Origin of the sequence: Methylobacterium tarhaniae, assembly GCF_001043955.1 — a bacterium.
Lineage (GTDB): Bacteria > Pseudomonadota > Alphaproteobacteria > Rhizobiales > Beijerinckiaceae > Methylobacterium > Methylobacterium tarhaniae.
In genome coordinates, this window is record NZ_LABZ01000182.1 from 1 (window position 1) to 17,457 (window position 17,457).

Genomic DNA, 17,457 nt, shown 5'->3' on the forward strand with positions numbered 1-17,457 from the left:
CGCCTATCTCGACGAGAACACCATGGCGCGCATCCTGGACGACATGATCGACCACGCGGCCAACGGCACGGGACGGGGGCTGCGCGTGCTCAGCGCCGCCGCCTCGGTTCCGCTCGCCCAGCTCGAGCGCATTGCCGCGGCAGCCAGCAGCATCGACGAAGGCAGTCCTTCGCCGAGCATCTCGCGGCTGGTCAATACGCTCGCCCTCTTCATCGAGACCTTCCAGCAGAGCTCGGGCCATCGCATGCTCGCCATCTCGCGGGCGGCCATCGTCCAGATGGGCTTGCAGGGATCGGGGATCCGCGACGCGGGCGCCGCCCGCCTGCAGAAGATCGTCGAGCTTCGCGGCTACTTGGCACAGCACGTCGATTGCCTGATGGGGTGCGACTGCGAGAGGGAGCGGGTTGCCGCCCAGATCCTCATCGACGGATTGCTCGCCGGAATTGACCGCGCGATCGATCTCTACGTCGCCGGAACGGACCAGAACGGGCGCGGCAACCCGGAGCGGCGGTCGGTCGCCTACGGGCTCCTCTGCACCGTCTTCAATCTTTTCATCGACGAAGCCAGCAATCTCGCGGCCGTCCCGAGCGATGCACCCGAAGACCAGATCGGCAGAATCTTGGAGACATCACGCGGCCTCGGCGAGATCATTCGAGCGATCGCATGGCACCTCCTCGACCCATTGCGCGATACAAATTATGCGCTAACAAATAGGATATCCATGAGTAACGATGAAAAATCAGATTACATGAATGAAATATTCTCGTATTGGCGCACCGAGAATCGTTGGCTTGACATGGCACCTCGGTTTACTGCCATGTGCACACTGCCGACGAGATATTTTTCAATTGCGAATAATGCGTCATCAAATAATTTGGTATACGATAACAAATACTATCTTGAACTCATAATATGCTACGTGTTCAAGATCGGCGGAATCAATCTTAATCGTATTCCGCCCCTCACTTATGATGTCCCTAACCACGAAGCCACGTCGCTCGGAATCATTGCGGAGACAATCTCGTCCAGAGGGTGGCCGCCGCAATCGGGACAGCCCGGGCAATCGTATTCGACAGGGAGGAAGCCATGACTAATCCTGACAATGCTCAAGATAAAACTACCAAGGGTGCCACCCAGGGTGACGACAAGAAACAGCCGGCATCTCAAGCGGGCAACCCTGCGCAGGGCAATGGTCCGGTCGATCAGGTCAAAGAGCAAGGCGGCGACGCGGCAAGCCCTGAGTCCAAGATGAAATACGCGAATCGCGCCGAAGGTCTTCTGAAGGATTTTATCGAGTCGCCCCCGCCTCGATAACGATATTTCCCCCGATGGGAGCGAATCGATATTACCGAATGGGGTCGTTTGCGCCTCGGACTGCCCGGTACGCCACTTCCGACCACGCTTCTCATGAGGTCGTCCTATGGCCAACGGAACGAACACCACCCTGCAGGGCTTCCGAAGCTTCATCAGCCAGGAGGTGGAGCGGCTGCCGCCGCAGGAGCGGCGGGCCGTCGTGAGCGCGCTCGAGCAGCTGTTCGAGGGGCTGCAGGACAGGGCGTCGCAGAGCGACACGACGGACTTTCCCGATCTGATCGGGTTCGGCACCGAAGCGGCGGACGTGGCCGTCGGGGACATCCCGCAATTGCGCGCGGATTTCGACGACGCCGTGACCGTGACGCAGCTCGACGCCACGTCCAAGCTCTACTTCCTGTACCAGCACGAGCGGATGGGCGTCTTCCGGGTCCTCAACATCCTGCGCCGCATGTTCCACGAAGGCCGGATCCGGGTTCACCGCGGGCCCGGCGCGCGCAAGCTCTACCTCATCGAGAAGTGGCAGCCGCTCCGCTACGGGCCGCGCGACCGCCTCGCCGCCTACAAGCGCGTCTTCAATTACGGCCGCGCCCCGCGTCCGGCCGGTGCCATCGTCAACGTCAACTTCCACTACCAGCTCGTCGCCCTCATGAGCGCGCTCGCCCAGTACTACCGCGACATCACGATCGGCGAGGTCATCCGCGGCAGCCAGGACATCGAGAACCGGCCCTACGGCACGCAGGCGACGATCATCCGCATCGCCACCGACCTGCGCTACGCCCTCGACCGCGCCAGCTACGGCAACATCGTGGCCCTCGCCCACGAGAGCTCGCTCTACCTGAAGGAGCTGCTCGAGCTGTTCGACATGCCCGACATCAAGAAGGCGTTCGATGCGAACAACAAGTGGGACGTGGTCGAGCAGGTCCTGAACCGCTCCGTGGTCGGTGGTGCGCGCGAGCTGTCGCAACGCGCCAAGATGGCCGAGGCCGGCCGCGAGGTCCTGCAATGGGCCGCCCACGCGAACCTGGCGACGAACCGCGATCCCGCCGCGTTCCAGATCGACACCCAGAGGGCCGGCGCCCATGCGGAAGCCTGGATCGCGGCCTATCGCATGACCGACGAGGGCAGGCGGTTCCCGGGTGTCGGCCAGAATCTCCGCTGGGCGGTCGGCCTGCCCGATCGCGACGCACGCCTTCACGTCGCCTGAACGGGGGTCCCGGTGCCTGCGTCCCGGCCCCATCCATGACGAGGACCAGAACGGGAGGGAGCCGCCATGAGCATGCCCTCGCCAGTGACGATCACTCCGGCTGCCCCACGGCCGTCCTGCGTGGTGGATGTGAGCTTCGCGCTCTCGCCCTGGGGCCTGTGGGGCGTCCGACGCCTGGCCCGGACCACCTGCGTGTGGCTCGCACGGGCGCAGATCGCCCTGATCCAGGACCGCGTGGAGGAGATCCTCAAGGACGAGGCCTTCGTCCAGCGCGTCGCCGGCGGGTTCGGCGCGAGCGCCACGGCGGCAGAGCGCCTCGAAGCCGCGACCGGCATGTGGAACGCCGCGCGGTCGATCCTGGCCTTCTCGCCCGACGAGGAGGTCTGCTGGCCCTGCGACCGGGCGGAGGACTCGGTGATGCCGCGCGGCACCGATCCGTCGATCGTGGCCCGGCTCGACGCCCTGGCCCAGGGGCTGGAGCTCCGGCGGCCTCCCTCGCGGGAGGCGATCCCGGGGAATCTCGACGTCCTGTCCGACTGCGCCCGCGACACCCTCGCGCTCGCGGCGGCGCTCGGCCCCGGCCGGGTCTTCGTCCTGACCACGATCCCGCCCGGGCGCGCCGCGCCGGACCTGGTCGGGTTCCTGGAGCGCGCCGCCATTCCGTGCCGCCACGTGGACGATCTCGGTCAGAAGCGGCTCCTGCGCGAGACGCTGCTCCCCGTCTTCGCGCAGGCCGGGCTGACGGATCTCCTGGCGACCGGCTCGATCCGGCTCGCCTGCCTTCACCTCATCGTCCCGCGGGCGCCGCTCGCCATGCCGGAGCCGCTCAGCGACGACGATTACGCCTACGACGCCGTGTGCGACGAACCGGAGGCGCCGGGCGACCCGTCGCTCTGGGACGATGCAATCTCCGCCTGGTGGGAGGTGTCATGACCGATCTGACCATCCTGCATCGCCGTCCGCGGCAGACCTGCCGATGCGGCTGCACCGCCTGCGCGAGCGAGGCCGCCGGGCAGGACATCGAATTGCTGGCGCGCGAGAGCCTCAGCGCGGCGCTCATGCACGCGCAGGACGACCTCGCGCTCGAAGCGGCCGGCCCCGGCGCGACCCCGAGACGCCTGCCCGGCCCCTCCAGAGTCCCGCGGTTCCGCCCCCCGGCGCGTCGCTTCCGTGTCGGCCCGAAATCCGCCGGACTGAAATCCGGCTTCATTCCGCCCATGCACTCTGCGCCGATGAGACTGTCGAAGTCGGTTCCCGTCAGAGAAGTGCTGGACGGAAAGCATGACGACTACAATCAGCCCGTGACCGGAGAAGGCCGAATCTACGTGCTGAGTCTCCCCGGCGTCGATCGGCCGCTTTACGTCGGCGAGATCAGGGCCGATTCCAAGAAGCAGACCCTGGCCAGCCGCTTGTTGCAGCACTTCGGCGGCAAGAAGCAGCGGGAATTCGGCGGACAACGGCAGGACTGCTTCTCCGTAAAAAATTTCAAGGAATCGTGCATCCTGCGGGAAGCGCTTCAGGGGCGGTTCGACCAGTTGCGGAGAGTCCTGACGAAGGCAGGACTCAACCAGCGCCAGCAGGACCACGTCGAGCGCCACATCAAGTCAGGAAACATCCGCGTTCGATACGCGACCTACCGCCTGCCGCCGGGCATCGACCGCAACGACCTGAATGCCAGGATCCAGTTGCAGCACGCAGCCGAACTCTCGGCGAAGAATCATCTCCGGGCCCTCATCCGGTCGAACTCGCTCTCCTTCGAGGAAGAAGAGGAGGAAGCGGAACGGCGACGGACCGGCGTGATCGAGTACCGCGTGGTGTGACGACCCGAGCCTCCGGCGGCGTCCCCGGTCGCCGGTTCGATGCCGGCTTCCGTGCGGTGCACGACCGCGATGACGGTCGCGCCGGAGCGGCGGACGGCCGCACCGCGCTCCGGCGGAGGCAGGACATCGCAGGAGGCAGGACATGCTGGACGTCCCGACACGGTCATGGCTCGCCCTCGACACCATGGCGGATGCGAGCGACGCCTCGCTGGTGGGCCCGCGCGACAGCCGCATCCAGGAGATCCGGACCACGATCTATCCATGGAACACGATCGTCTACCTGTGCCGCGACTTCGGCGCGGGCGGCTGTGCCGGCTGCAGCGGCGCCTTGATCGCGCCGCGGCTGGTCCTCACCGCCGGTCACTGCGTCTGGAGCCTGCGCCACCGGCGGGCGCCCCGGTCGATCCGGGTCTGCCCGGGACGGCGCGACCGCGACACGCTCCCCTACGCCTCCCTGGAGGCCACGGCCTATTACGCGCCCAGCGCCTTCGTGCGCGGACCCGACCGGACCGGCGCCGACTGGGGATTGATCGTTCTTCCCAAGCCCTTCGACGGCATCGACCGCTTCATGGCGCTCCATGCTCCCGACGATGCCGAGGTGAAGCGCATCGCCTCGCACGGCCTCGTCTCCGTCGCCGGCTATCCGTCCGACCGGCCGGTCGGCACGATGTGGCGCCACGCCGAGCGCTTGAAGCGGGCGACCAACCTGCGCCTGTTCTACACGGTGGATACCTGCCCGGGTCACAGCGGCAGCCCGATCTTCGTGGGCGGCTCGCGGCATCGCATCGTCGGCGTTCACACGGCAGGCGTGCTCGACCCGGAGGGTAAGCCTTATGGCTGCAAGAGGGAGACCACCCTGGCGCCGCTCGGGGCGCTGAACAGCGGGGTGCGCCTGACGCCGGCGATGATCGGGGTGATCCGCAAGATCCAGTCGGGCGGCGGCGCCCCGGAAAGCATGATCCGCCTGCCGTGATCGCTCTGCACACAGGCCAGCGAATAAGGATGACGGTCATTGCTTGGACTACACCCCCGCGAACGCTCCATTTTTCTGACTAGACGAGATTCAACTCCTGGTATAGAGTGCCGCTTATTCGAGCGCGCCGGTCATGGCGGCCATCGATATTGCCGCCATGGCCGCCACGTGGTTGACGCTTTGCGCGCGCTCTCGGAATATCTTTTCAAGCAGCTCACGCTCTGAACGACGACGCGGACGGGAGGTGGCTATGGCGATGTCTTCCATGTCGATCCCGGATCCTGCCGCACGCCCTCCCTCACCCGAGACAAGGGATGAGGGCGATGCGGCCTTCATGGTCGAAGGCATCGCCTGCCGTGTGGTTCGCAGCACGCTCCTCCAGCATGTGACGCCCGAGCGGCCGGTCGGTGCGCTGACCGTGAACGGCCACGACTACGCCATCGTGGCTCGGGCGAGCGACCGGTCCGACGACGATCGCAGGACCGGCGCACCCGACGTGTTCGCGGTGCTGACACCGCGCGAGCTCGAGATCGCGATGCTGGTGGCGGGAGGACAGGTCAACAAGTGCATCGCCGCCCGGCTGGGCATCAGCATCTGGACGGTCGCGAGCCATCTCAACCGCGTGTTCTGCAAGCTCGGCGTGCGCACCCGGGCCGAGATGACCGCCCGCGTGGTCAGCCGCGTCACCTCTCGATGATCGGTGCCGCCGCGAAGTCGCGATGGGCCTACGGCGTCTGGCTGAGACGGTGGAGGCCGCCAGATCGGTGAAGCCGCTCGGCTGGCACGAATGCGGATTCCGACGATCGCGGCTTCGTCGACGCGAAGGCGCCCGGCGCAGCGACGCTGGCGCCTATGGCGCAGATCCGTTCGAAAGCGCCGCGGTATCGGTGCTCACGCGCGTGCCAGGGCTTTGAGGTTCTCACTCGGGGTCAGGTTTTGGGCATACAGGAACTCTGACAGTCTGCCGGCGAGATCCGCCCTGTGCGCGTCGAACCTGGCGCCGTGCTCGGGCGTCCACATGTCGTCGACGGCGTGAATGTCGGCGAGGTCGGCGGCCTGCCTGACGCCGACATGCGGCATGCAGCCCGTCTCGGCCAGTTCGAGCGTCCGGGCGTCGATCGCAACGACGCAGGCCGGAATGCCGGCCTGAGCCCCGAGCGCGACGCCGTGGTACCGTGCCCCGACGGCCCGCCCGGTCGATCGCATGGCGGCGATCCACGATGGGATGTCGAGGTGAAGGTCCCAGAAGGCGCGCGCCCAAGCCAGAAAGTCGGTGGTCGTCTGTCGCGGCAGCATCCGCTCGCGGATGAACTCGACCTTGACCTCCGGCAGGAGATGCGCGTTGCCGGTGGCGAGCGCCACCATCTCCCACGGGTGCTGCACGACGCATCGCGCGCCGCACGCCCGGGCGAGCGCACTGAGCGTCACCTCCGCGGCCACGGAACTCGTCAGGAACGGATTGCCGACCGCGAAGGTGAAGCCGCATCCGACCTTTCGGCGCGCCGTCGCGCCGATCTGGGCGCCGAGGGTCGGGTCGAAGTTGAGGAAGAGCGACGGGCAGCTGAGGGCGACGCCGTGGCCGCCATGGGCCTCGAGCACCGAGCGCGAGAACTCTCCCCGGAGCGCGATGTTGGGTATCCGGGGATTGGGCCGCAACGTCTGCACGACGTCGAGGAAGCGACGGGTTCCCTGGGTCAGCGCGACGGAACTGTCCTTGCTGTCAGCCTGGGCACCGAGACCGATCAAGACCACCGGAAGATTCAGCCGCTCGAGCTTGACCGCCCAGTCGGTCAGATCGGCGTGGGCGCCGAGCTGGTTGGCGCAGGCGATCACGACCGCGTCGCAGCCCGCCTTGACGACCTCGTCGGGCGTCGACCAGTCGATGATCAGGATCGTGTTCGCCAGGATGCGTCGCGTGCCCGCCACATAGGCGATGTTGCCGGAATTGCCGCCGAGCGCCGCGAAGATCGTGTCGAGCGGGGCATCCGTGGCTCCCTGCGCATTCAACGCCTCCAAGCCCGGGAGATTCGTGATCAGGCCCACTCGCATCAACAGGTCTCGTTTCCGCTCCGCGCAGCAGGCACCGACAGGCCGCTGCGGCGCTCAGACAAGCGCGGCGATTGTGGTGGCAGTCCGGCGGACCTGCGCGACGCGGTCCGCGAGGGCGATATAGGCCGCACCGCTTTCGGCATAGGTCGGAGGCGCGATGATGCCTTCGGCGAGCCGCGACAGGAGGTCCGGCTCCGCGACGAGCTGCGTGAGCCGCTCGGCCAGGGCGAGCGGGTTGCCGACCTCGAAGTGCAACCCGTCGATCCCGTCGCGCACCTTCTCGGCCATGCCGCCGATCCCCGAGCAGATCACCGGCTTGCCGCAGGCGAACGCCTCCTGGATGACCATCGGGGAGTTCTCCCACCAGATCGACGGAACCACAACGCAATCGACCCTGGCCATGCGGCCGGCGAGTTCGGTTCGCTCGTAGGGGCCACCCCAATGGAGTCGCGCCGTCTCCGGCAGGCGCTCGCGCAGGGCATCGATACGGACACGGAACGAGGAGGACTGCTCGTCGAGATTGGCGCCGTGCACCTCGAGGACGAGCCCGCGCCACACCGCCGCGTCGAGGGCGGTGGCGGCCGCGAGCAGCACGTCCAATCCCTTGTAGGGATTGATCTGCCCGAAGAAGCCGACTGTCACGGTCCGCTCACCGCGTGAACGGCTGCGGCGCGGCGGCGCCAGCGCGTCCCGTCCGGGCTGTCCATTCTCGATCACGTCGATGCGCTCCGGCGCGAGGCCCCACGCCACGTAGCGCTCGCGCAGGAAATGCGACGGAGCGACAAAGCTGTCAACCACGCCAAGATGCTTTTGGATGTATAGGCGCCGCAGCCAGAAATCCTCAGCGCTCCGCTCCGGAAAACAAAGATGACAATCTTCGGGAGATTCCGAAAAGCAGAGACGATTGGAATCTGCCTTCAGCATCTGTCCCTGCCGGTTGCAGATCGCACCAAATTCATGCAGCGTCATGATGATAGTGCAGTCGGGCAGCGTCCTGCGGAACTCCCTCAGGATCTCGATCCCGAGATGCAGGTAATGATGAACGAAGATGACGTCTGGTCTATGCCGGAAGAGCAGGGTCCGCAACTGATCCGAAATCGCCCGTGGATAGGCGGAGCTGAAGGTAAACCAGTCGCCGATGTCTTGCCGCCAGAGAAACTCGCCGGGCCTACGTGCGGAGATGCTGCCCGGTGCGATCGACTTCAGTGCCGTGCGGGCGAGGAACATCGCCGCTTCGACGGCCGGCGCGGCGGCCAGGAATTGAAACAGGTTGTAGGCGGCAATCTCCGCGCCACCGACGCTGTGGTCCGGGTGAGCATTCGCCACGACGAGCACTCTCACGCGTGACTCCCTCGCTCCGATTCTTGGTTCCTTGCGATCAGCCCACCCCAGCGCCGCTGATGCCGCCAGGCGTTGTAGCGCACCACCCGATCCCGAAACAGCGTCTCTCCCGTGAGGCTGAGGCTCTGGCGCTCCAGATGGACGAGCACGAGATCGCGGAAGAGGACGATGTCGCGCCCTCGCTCGCGTAGCTTGAGGCAGAGGTCGGAATCCTCGAAGTCGCCGATCAGGAACTCCTCGTCGAGCATCCCGACCGCCTCGAACTCGGCGCGCCGGATCAGAAGGCAGGCCCCGGTCACGGCCTCGCATCGCCGCGGCCGGCAATCCACCGGGTCGGGCGGGTATCCCATGCCGGGATGCTTGTTGACGTAGGCGTCGAGCTGCGGCTCCCATTCGAAGTCCATGCCCTCGTGCTGAAGGCTGCCGTTCGGATAGAGCAGCCGGGCGCCGACGGCCCCGACCGTCTCGGACCCGTCGAGCGTCTCGCACATGCGCTCCAGCCAGCCGGCAGCCAAGGGGATCACGTCGGAATTCAGCAAGAGCAGCCGCGGCGCGGCACCGAGGCGCGCTCCGAGGTTGGTGGCTCCCGAGAAGCCGCGATTGACGCTACCCACCACGATGCGGAACGGCACGTCGTACAGGCGGACAAAGGCGTCGGCCTCACCGACGAAAGCATCCGCCAGGCGGGGATCGTCGAGAACGTAGACGATCTCGCACTTCGACCGGATGAATGCATCCTCGGCAAAGGACAGCAGCTGGTGGCGCGCGAAATCGTAGCGGCCGTAGACCGGGATGATCAGGGAGCAGTGCGGGTCGGGATTGGGCTGGCCGAAGGCGAGGACGTCGGATCGGGCGTAGCGCAGGCCTTCGTTCCTGCGCTTGATCAATCGCTCGATCAGCGGCGCGTCGTGGGCGGCGAGACGATCCGAGAACGTGTAGGCGGGGGTTGGCAGCTCGAACGCCCAGCGCGCGAAGCTGACCGCATCGGCCGGGGCGGTCTCCCAGGCCGCACGCGCGATGACGTAGGCGCCCGTCTCGACGATCGCGACCAGGCAGACGCGGCCGGTCGCCCTGACGGGGGCGTGCAAGGCGACGAGGTAACCCGCATCGTAGGTGAACGCGCCGAACTCGGCGCCGAACCCCGCGGTGATGTCGTCGCGCGTCCAGCGGCTCGCTTCGTCGAGCGACCGCATCACGCCGTCGTCGGTAAGGACGACGACCTCGCAGGGAGGGACGTGGAATGACCAGCCGATCAGCATGCCGCCGATATTCGGCACGGCCTTCGCCTGCTCGATGAAGCCGCGGGCTTCCTTGAACTCCTCCGGGGTCTCCTGCAGCACCCCGGCGGCGAGACGTAGCCAGGCTGGATGGGCGCGGGCTCCGCGGAGCACGGCGGCGGCGAAGGCGGGATGGGCCCGCAGCAGATCGGTGGCCTGCCGCTCCGCCCCGTCCGAGAACGGGCGCAGTCCGAGGGATGCCTGCAGATCGCTTCCGGCCGTGGCGAAGAGGATAGCGGGCGGGCGCGGCGCGAGCCACACGGCGACGAATCCACGCGCTCTCTCCGCCGGGATGCCGTATCCCGAGGCCACGTCTGGGCGGTCCAGGACGACGATCAGGCTTGGCGGCGCGAGATCCTCGCCGATCCGGAACTCGACAGTCTCGGCCCCGATCATCCAGCCCGCGGCACAGAGGGTCCCGTCCACGACGAAGAGGTGCTCGAACGCGATCCCGACCTCGGGACGGCCTTCCCTCCCCTCGACCACGTAGGAAGCCGGCACCGTGGTCGCGACCCGGCCGGCCGGAGTGACGGCGCGCAAATCCGAAGCCGAGCCGGCTCCGGCATCGTCGGTGATGCGGCCGGCCGGCGGAGCGGGGATGGCGGACCTGCCGTCGGCCGCCAGCCCGCGCGACTCGAAGTCCCGGGACGAGGGCAGTCCCGGCGGTGCAGACGGGATCGCGCGCGCCTCGGCCCCTTCTTCAGGCCGACCGCAGCGCTCGACGGCGCGCGAGAGCCACCCGACGGTCGGGCGCGGCACCGCCCATTGCACCTCCTCGCCGGTCTCGACGAGGATGAGGCGTAGCTTCGCGCTCGGCGGAAGCCGAGCGATCGTTCCGAAGGCGCGGGCGGTCAGTTGCGTCCAGGCAATATGGAGCGTGCAGCGGGCCTCCCGCCCCAGCGCCGCGGAGATGTCCTGCCGGACCGCATCGGCCAGTCCGGACAGGATCGCGTCATCCCCGGCCATGAGACACCATTGCACCGGTCGGTTGGGCTGGTGGATTCGCAGGATCCAGCCGCGGATGCCGTCCTGTTCGTCGGCGTGATCGATCAGTCCGGCGAAGCCTGCATGCCGGTCGCCGAAGACCGTGGGAAGCGTGGCGGTTGTCATGAGCGTCTCGGACGGCTTCCGACTCATCGTTTCGGGGAACCATGGCGCGGTCGTGCGGAGGCGGGATGCGGCTTTATTCCAGCCTCCCGCACGAGGGAGATGCGCCTTCGCCCTGCAAAGACAGTTGCGCTTGATCCCAAGTGCAGCGCTGGCCGGCGCGCATCGCAGGCGAGCACCGACCTACCAAGTGAAACCGACGGGTGCCTTCTCGAGCGGCACCCGAACGCGCTGCGTTCGGGTGCCGCTCCGGATCTTCAATCCCGCTGCGTCGACTGTGTCGCTCTCGCAGGCGAGGTGCGGGGTCGATCGTGCTCCGAACAGACATTCCGGGGAAGCCCGAGGGGCGCTCAAGCATCGCCTTGCCCAGGGTGAAGGCGACGCAACAATGCCCACTTCGCCGCGCCCCCTCGTCATACGCCAACCGACCTCCCGCGCGCGTGCCGGATGGTCGCTCCGACCGTGCGAACCGATGCGGAAGCGAGATCGGCTTGGCAACGGTGCGGGCCGCCTCACTCTCGCGACAGGCCCGTGCCTGCAACGGGGCGTGGGGACGGCGCGCACGGACGGCAGCCTCGCGCAGTTAGATCTGCTCGACGGCAATCATCATACGGTTTCCTCCATGTTCCACATCACGGCGAGCTTGCGTTCGTAAGCCATGATGTCGCTCCTCACGGCCTCGTCGCCGCTCAAGATCTCGCAGACGGCGGCGTGGACGCTCCGGATCTCGTCGAGGTGATCGCGATGGCTCAGCGCACCCGTCACGCTGGCGCTGTGCCGCCGGTGACGGTTCAACGCCTGCGCGTCGTAGCAAATACGGCCGCCCTCCCGGCAGGCCTCGACGTAGATCCGCCAGTCGCCCCCGCACCGGAGGGCGAAAGCCCGGTCGCCCAACCGCTCGAAAGCCTGCCGGAGAGCCTCTGCACGCCACACGACGGCGCTGACGTTGAGGATGCAGTTGCGGACCGACAGGAAGCGCTTCAGGAACTCGTGCGCCGAGAAGCAGCCATCGTTGTCGAGACCATGGTCGCCGTATTCCGAATAATATCCCTTGTAGCTCTCGTACATCATCTCGCCGGCCTGATCGATGGCGCCGGAATCGGAGAAGGCCAGAACGGAGCGCTTGTCCTGCGCGATCGCGGCGCAAAGCCGCTCGGCGAAAACAGGAAGGGAAGCGTCATCGGCCTCGGCGATCCAGAGAAGGTCTCCTCGCGCCGCTTGAAGTCCGGCTCTCCACTGGCGGAAGACGCTGCCGGAATTTGTCTTGCTCGCGATCACCGTCATATGACGACCGCTCTCTGCCCGGATCTTTTCGATCACCGCAAGGCTGCTATCCGACGACGCATCGTCGAGGACGATGAGCTCGTAGATGGGATAGGTCTGCTCGAAGATGCTGGACAGCCTCTGCTCGAGATGGTGGGCATAATTGTAGTTGGGAACGACGACCGACAGCTTCTGGACCGCCGGATTGAGCATCTGCACGAGTTCGAAGCAATAATCCCGCCAATCGAACCGATCGCGCACGACGTTGCGGCGGATCTCCGCGAGCGGCGAGGTGCGGCTCTCGCGTCCCGACAGACGCGCGAAGGCATCGTGGAACGCCCTGAAGTCGCCGAAGGGAATCGAGCACCCGAGGCGCTCATCCTCGAGCAGCTCGTTGAAGCCGCCGCAGGCCTCGAACCCGATGACGCCGATACCTGCTGCGAGCGCCTCCAGCACCACGGTCGGGAACGGGTCCTCGCGGGAGGAGAGGAACAGCGCATCGGCGACGGCGAAGTACGGCCGCACGTCCTTCTGATGGCCGACCAGGTGGAGGTTCGGCGTGGTGCGCCGCACCACGTCCCCGCCGATCCACCGCGCGATCGACGGGTCGAGCGCGCCGGCCCAGATGAAGGCGACGTTCTCCCCGGCTTCGTGGTACTGGCGCGCGAAGCTGGCGAAGACGTCGATCCCCTTGCGCAGGTCGGCGTAGCCGACTCCGAGCACGACGCGGGTCTCGGGGCTGAGGCCCAGCTCCTGCTTGATGTCCCGATCGCCGGCAGCCGTGCCGACGGGGGCGTAGAGTCCCTGTGGGCGAACGATCCCGTTGGTGATCGGCCGGCCGACGACTTCGGACAGCCCCTGGCGGACGTAATCGGCCGCGAAAACGACCTTGTCGGCGTGCTCGACAATGCGTTCGCAGGATTCCTGGAGATGATAGGCCGCGATCAGGGACGGTAGCTCGTGCACCAGGGCGACGATGGTGAAGTCGTGCTGCTTGAGCCACGGGACGATCCGGCCCGACGCCGAGGTGTTGACCAGCGCCCGCTCGTATCCGCGCCGCTTCAGCCGCATGAGATGCGCCGACGGGTCCTCGGTCCCCAGGACGTGCACCTCGGCGCATTGCCGATACTGGTCGAGCAACGCGCCGTCGCCGAGAAGAAGGACGACGATGTCGATGCCGAACCCGAACTTCAATTGCTTGGCAATGCTGAGCAACAGGAACTGCGCACCAGACGGGAAGGCGTCGTGGCCGACGAGCACGATCTTCTCCCGACCGGACCGGGCATCCGAGGATGCCGCCACGTCGAGCCGCCGCGTCAGCTCGTTGAGGTAGGCCCAGCCGTGATGGACGTCAGGTTCGAGGTAGGTCCCCTCGCACCATTCGTTCCAGGCGTTGATGAAGACCAGCTTCTCGCCGAGGACCGGATTCTTGCGGGCCCGCTCGCACAAGCTCGAGAACCAGTCGCCGAAGGCGCGCGGGGTCGAGCCGTGAACGCACAGCCCGGCACCCTGCTTGCGGGCATCGTTGTCCCACATCGGGATGACGGTTTTGATCAGCGGGAATTCGCTCGGCGGCTCCGACAGCGACGCATTGACGAACTCGTCGTAGCGGAACACCTGCCCCGAGAAGTTCCAGTCGAGGACATGCTGCTGCTTGGCGTAGTCCTGGCAATGATTGGCGAGCTTGTGCGGCGGGAACTCCACCGCCCCATCGAGGCCGTAGACCCGCGGATCGTTGTCGCCGAAGGCCTGCGTCTGGAAGATGATCGGCTCGACGCCCAGCTTTTCGGTCAGGGCCGCGCGCAGCCGCCGGAAGAAATCATGCGCGTTCGGGATGATGCCGGGCCGGTAGATGAAGAACAGCGGCCGGCCGCCGATCCGATAATACCGGTTGGACCGCATGTATCCCGCCAGGCAGTCGGCGAGGTCGTCGTCCTGCGCCGGGTCGTAGTCCTGTCGCAGCAGGACGTCGTTCTCCTGCCCGTCCCAGCGCCGGGTCCAGTTCTCGTTGGCCCAGAGCAGGCAGAACGGCATCTGCAGCTCGGGATCGGCCACGAAGGCGTCGAGGGGCCGTTCGAGGACGCGGCGCCCGTTGAACCAGTAGAAGTAGTAGCAGAAACCCGTGATCCCGGCGGCAAGGGCCGCGGCGACCTGCCGACGGATCGCCGTCGGGTCGGTCAGGTTGTAGAAGCCGAGGTCCCGCGGCACCCGCGGCTGGTAATGCCCGGCGAAGCGGGGCTGGCCCCGGGCGATGTTGCGCCACTCGGTGAAGCCGGTCCCCCAGAACAGGTCGTTCTCGGGAATCGCGTGGAACTGGGCCAGGTAGAAGGCGAAGGTCTTGATGTCGGTGGTGATGCCGGCCGGCAGGGGAACCTGCTCCGCCTCGAAATGCTCACCGGGATCGGAGAAGACACGGACCTGGGAGGCACCCGTGAGGTGATCCTGCGTCGGGGCGGGCATCGCCCCCTGATGACGCCCGACGGTCAGGAAATGATAGAACGCATTCTCCGACTGACGTCCGGCCAGATAAGTCTGATAGTAGAAGATGGGGTTGAACTTCGGCGACGGGAAACGCTTCTCCCGCACACCCCATTCCGCGAAATGGACGTACTTGTCCGGCACGCCGGCGACGTCCGGGTAACGTGTCACGTAATATTTGACATCGAAATATGCATTCGGATTGGTCGATTGCCGGCGCTTCATGAAGTGCGCGAGCGGATTCTGATCGCGCGCCAGCTCGTAGGCGGCCCTGTGCCACTGGCCGTCGAAATGAATCCCTGTGGCGGTGTCGTACAGATCCGGCGCGGTCAGATAGGTGAACAGGATGGACGTGCCGCTCGGGATGTCCGACGCCATCGCCTGCCGGACGACATTCTGGTCGAAATAGTAGCTCGGACGTCGTCCTTCCGCCTCGCCGGCGACGAGATAATGGAACAGCGGATTGATCGGCGCCTGCCCGATATCCGGATAGGTCTCGACGTACCAGATCGGGTCGAAGGCCTGCGACTCGGCGATCACCTGGAATTGCTCGCCCAGGGAGGCCGGGTCCGGCACGTCGCCCTCGCGCAGGAGCGCGGCGATGTCGGCCAGGGTCGGCGATGGGCCGTGGCGAGCTGGCAGGACGAGGGTGCCGGCGCGGAACGCGACGGGCGTCCCCGCGTCGAGCCCGGCGGCGAGCAGGGCGTCGACCGCCTGCCGGTCGAAGCGGGCCGGGGTGAAGGTGAGTTCCGCGCAGGTATAGGAAGACGGTCCGTGGCTCTCATAGGCCGGCATCGGCGTGGTGAAGGCCCATCCGATCGGCCGATCGCCGCAGATCACGTCGACGCGGATGCTGGCATGGAGCGCCCCGATTTCGATGGCCCAGCCGACCATCCCGCGTTGCAGGTCGATCGCGACGATCTCGCCGTCATGGATCGTAGCCGGCGGCGCCTCGACGGCCGGGCTCTCCTGCACCTCGGGCGCAGCGACGACCGCGTCGGGGCTCTCCTCCGGTCCGGATGGCGGGGCGGCGGCCTCGACCTGCCGGTCGTGCTCGGCTTCCAGCTTGCTGAGACGGTTGAGGTCGTCGTCCAGGTGGATCGGGAGATGCCGGTCCATGGTCTCGCGGATCGTCGAGGCGCGGACGGCGTTGCTGACGGTGGCGATGTACGCCCCCGCCGACGGGATGAAGACCTCGACGATCTCGTCGCCCTCGGCGATCAGGCGCTCGAGCTGGGCCTTGTCGAAGCGGGACCACCGGATGACGAACAGACACTCCGTCGTCTTTCCGAGGACGCGGTCGATGTCAGGACGAGGCAGCGACGCGAACGAGGTGGCGAGCAGGTGCTTGCCGCACCGCGCCTCGACCCGCACCGGCTGCGCGACGTCGTCGAGCTGGATCGCCCACCCCATCAGCCCGAGCGCCGGGTCGACCCGGTCGAGGGCCCCCGCATACTTGCTGTCGCTGTAGAAGCCGGTCGGAAGATACCGCTTCGGCACCTCTCCGGTCGGAGCAACCTTAGCGCTGGACGTGTCGGGCATGAGCGAGACTCGGAATCGATGGGGTTGGATGGAAGGATGAGCGAGGACCCGCGCGCCCGGCCGCGCGCCTCGCATGAGGGGCGGCGGCAAGACGGATGGCAGGCGTCATCGAAGGCCCGCATCCGGAGACGGCCGCGCCGACCCGGGCACCCGGCCCGGCCGGGCGCCGGCATCGTCCTGGACGGCGGGCGGGGCCGGACGACGCGCCCCCGACCCGGATTGGTTGCAGCGCGTCATTCCGAACTCTCACGCTCCGAACGCTCCGAGCAATGCGAGATTCGCGCCAATCAATCATAAGCCAGCATCCCCTCACGCGAGGGACGCGCCGCCGAGGCCGTCGACAGCACTCGCGACGTTCGCCCGGCACAGGCGCAGTCGATAGCAGCTTGTGAGCGACATGCGAAAGTGTCCCCCAGCTCGGGATGATGGGATAACGCGTTCCAGGGGATCTACGCTGAGTAGCCCGTGAGAGCTACGCGGTCCTGGAGAGATCAGGGCCGCCAGGGGATGGGCAAATGAATTAGCACCCACCAGTGACGGATTTGTCACTCACGGCTCGAACGCGGCGGCAGATCGTCGTGCATTTTCGCCGCCGTTGTTAACGCAACGGTATGCAATGACCCAATGGGTCGCGGGCCGGCACGGTCTGTCGGCCCTGCTGCATCGCGGGTTGAGAGCCCGACCGGAGACCGAAGCCCGACGACCCAGTGCGGCCTCGAGCGTCGGGCGGGGACCGACAGTCGCCAGCGGGCCTTTTACACCTGTGGCGAGGGCGCACGCGATCCGGGCTGCCCGACACCCATATAGGCAAAGCCATGGCGACGCGCTTCGGCCGGTCGATAGACGTTGCGCAGGTCGACGAGCACCGTCTCGGCCATGGCGGCGTGCAGGCGCTTGAGGTCGAGCGCCCGGAACGCGTCCCACTCGGTCACGATCACGAGGGCATGCGCCCCTTGCGCGCAGGTATAGGGATCGGCGGCGTAGTCCACCCCGCTCAGGACGGCCTGCGCCTGTTCCACCCCTTCCGGGTCGTAGGCCACCACCCGGGCGCCCGCATCCTGCAGCCCGGCGATGATCGACAGCGAGGGC

12 protein-coding genes and 1 pseudogene are annotated in these 17,457 nt (G+C 66.9%); 7 read left to right on the forward strand and 6 right to left on the reverse strand.

Going from position 1 to position 17,457, the window contains the following annotated elements; translation table 11 throughout:
- The 6 genes and pseudogenes from VQ03_RS23415 to VQ03_RS23435 all read left to right on the forward strand — a co-directional run.
- Positions 1–1,090 (forward strand): annotated as a pseudogene (locus tag VQ03_RS23415) (hypothetical protein); the annotation flags it as partial.
- The gene (locus tag VQ03_RS33255; protein WP_157064224.1) at positions 1,087–1,314 is read left to right on the forward strand and encodes a hypothetical protein; all 228 of its coding nucleotides are present in this window, start codon (positions 1,087–1,089) and stop codon (positions 1,312–1,314) included. The pseudogene VQ03_RS23415 and the gene VQ03_RS33255, both read left to right, overlap by 4 nt.
- Positions 1,315–1,420: 106 nt before the next feature.
- Complete coding sequence (locus tag VQ03_RS23420) at positions 1,421–2,518, forward strand: hypothetical protein (protein ID WP_048453314.1); 1,098 nt, start codon at positions 1,421–1,423, stop codon at positions 2,516–2,518.
- A 66-nt stretch (positions 2,519–2,584) separates the two neighbouring features.
- Complete coding sequence (locus VQ03_RS23425) at positions 2,585–3,451, forward strand: hypothetical protein (protein WP_157064225.1); 867 nt, start codon at positions 2,585–2,587, stop codon at positions 3,449–3,451.
- Positions 3,448–4,338: a hypothetical protein gene (locus VQ03_RS23430; protein WP_048453316.1), complete on the forward strand. Its 891-nt coding sequence runs from the start codon at positions 3,448–3,450 to the stop codon at positions 4,336–4,338. Before VQ03_RS23425 ends, VQ03_RS23430 begins: the two co-directional genes overlap by 4 nt.
- A gap of 142 nt (positions 4,339–4,480) precedes the next feature.
- Positions 4,481–5,311, forward strand: coding sequence for a trypsin-like serine peptidase (locus VQ03_RS23435; RefSeq protein ID WP_048453317.1), 831 nt, complete (start codon positions 4,481–4,483; stop codon positions 5,309–5,311).
- 114 nt (positions 5,312–5,425) lie between these two features.
- Here the strand turns inward: VQ03_RS23435 and VQ03_RS33260 are convergent, their stop codons facing one another.
- Positions 5,426–5,578 carry a hypothetical protein gene (locus tag VQ03_RS33260; RefSeq protein ID WP_157064226.1) on the reverse strand — a complete coding sequence of 51 codons (153 nt, stop codon included), beginning with the start codon at positions 5,576–5,578 and terminating at the stop codon, positions 5,426–5,428.
- A 67-nt stretch (positions 5,579–5,645) separates the two neighbouring features.
- Between VQ03_RS33260 and VQ03_RS23440 the strand changes: the two genes are divergently transcribed.
- Positions 5,646–6,008 carry a response regulator transcription factor gene (locus tag VQ03_RS23440; RefSeq protein WP_053078710.1) on the forward strand — a complete coding sequence of 121 codons (363 nt, stop codon included), beginning with the start codon at positions 5,646–5,648 and terminating at the stop codon, positions 6,006–6,008.
- A 194-nt stretch (positions 6,009–6,202) separates the two neighbouring features.
- Here the strand turns inward: VQ03_RS23440 and VQ03_RS23445 are convergent, their stop codons facing one another.
- From VQ03_RS23445 to VQ03_RS23465, 5 genes are all read right to left on the reverse strand, one after another.
- Positions 6,203–7,360: a polysaccharide pyruvyl transferase family protein gene (locus VQ03_RS23445; RefSeq protein ID WP_157064227.1), complete on the reverse strand. Its 1,158-nt coding sequence runs from the start codon at positions 7,358–7,360 to the stop codon at positions 6,203–6,205.
- Between the two features lie 54 nt (positions 7,361–7,414).
- The gene (locus VQ03_RS23450; protein WP_167376122.1) at positions 7,415–8,701 is read right to left on the reverse strand and encodes a glycosyltransferase; all 1,287 of its coding nucleotides are present in this window, start codon (positions 8,699–8,701) and stop codon (positions 7,415–7,417) included.
- Positions 8,698–11,088, reverse strand: a complete 2,391-nt coding sequence (locus VQ03_RS31135) for a glycosyltransferase family 2 protein (RefSeq protein ID WP_053078712.1) — start codon at positions 11,086–11,088, stop codon at positions 8,698–8,700. Before VQ03_RS31135 ends, VQ03_RS23450 begins: the two co-directional genes overlap by 4 nt.
- 603 nt (positions 11,089–11,691) lie before the next feature.
- Positions 11,692–16,326, reverse strand: coding sequence for a glycoside hydrolase family 99-like domain-containing protein (locus VQ03_RS23460; RefSeq protein ID WP_053078713.1), 4,635 nt, complete (start codon positions 16,324–16,326; stop codon positions 11,692–11,694).
- Between the two features lie 797 nt (positions 16,327–17,123).
- On the reverse strand, positions 17,124–17,457 hold a 334-nt coding region (locus tag VQ03_RS23465; protein WP_048453319.1), incomplete at its 5' end, for a UDP binding domain-containing protein.

Excerpts from the sequence above, each read along its gene's own strand:
- VQ03_RS33255 (WP_157064224.1), top strand. The coding sequence starts at position 1,087 with ATGACTAATCCTGACAATGCTCAAGATAAAACTACCAAGGGTGCCACC.
- VQ03_RS23420 (WP_048453314.1), top strand. The coding sequence starts at position 1,421 with ATGGCCAACGGAACGAACACCACCCTGCAGGGCTTCCGAAGCTTCATC.
- VQ03_RS23425 (WP_157064225.1), top strand. The coding sequence starts at position 2,585 with ATGAGCATGCCCTCGCCAGTGACGATCACTCCGGCTGCCCCACGGCCG.
- VQ03_RS23430 (WP_048453316.1), top strand. The coding sequence starts at position 3,448 with ATGACCGATCTGACCATCCTGCATCGCCGTCCGCGGCAGACCTGCCGA.
- VQ03_RS23435 (WP_048453317.1), top strand. The coding sequence starts at position 4,481 with ATGCTGGACGTCCCGACACGGTCATGGCTCGCCCTCGACACCATGGCG.
- VQ03_RS33260 (WP_157064226.1), bottom strand. The coding sequence starts at position 5,578 with ATGGAAGACATCGCCATAGCCACCTCCCGTCCGCGTCGTCGTTCAGAG.
- VQ03_RS23440 (WP_053078710.1), top strand. The coding sequence starts at position 5,646 with ATGGTCGAAGGCATCGCCTGCCGTGTGGTTCGCAGCACGCTCCTCCAG.
- VQ03_RS23445 (WP_157064227.1), bottom strand. The coding sequence starts at position 7,360 with ATGCGAGTGGGCCTGATCACGAATCTCCCGGGCTTGGAGGCGTTGAAT.
- VQ03_RS31135 (WP_053078712.1), bottom strand. The coding sequence starts at position 11,088 with ATGACAACCGCCACGCTTCCCACGGTCTTCGGCGACCGGCATGCAGGC.